Here is a 277-nt window from a genome sequence, read left to right on the forward strand (position 1 = left end):
AGTCAGAATTTGTAACAGACGATGCTCATCAACATATACAAACAATTCATCTATTTGCTTATCTACATGTAACGCTAAAGTAATTTTATGCAGGTCGGCGTATGGTTGATGATCATTGATAGCTCTTTGTAAAAGTGGAACTACATTTAATCGTTTCATTTCAAACAACATTTTACCAGCAGCCAGTTTTTCAATATCTAATAAGTCATTAATCAAACGACTAAGCTGCTTGCAGTTACTGCTCGCAATCTCAACCAATTTCTCCGCTTTTGTAGGT

General features: G+C 35.0%; 1 protein-coding gene. It reads right to left on the minus strand.

From position 1 onward, the window contains the following. Window positions 1–277 (minus strand): sensor histidine kinase (locus tag AAEY75_RS14885; protein WP_352260006.1); only part of this gene is annotated, 277 nt, incomplete at both ends.

Source organism: Psychrobacter sp. TB55-MNA-CIBAN-0194, assembly GCF_040309505.1.
Lineage (GTDB): Bacteria > Pseudomonadota > Gammaproteobacteria > Pseudomonadales > Moraxellaceae > Psychrobacter > Psychrobacter fozii.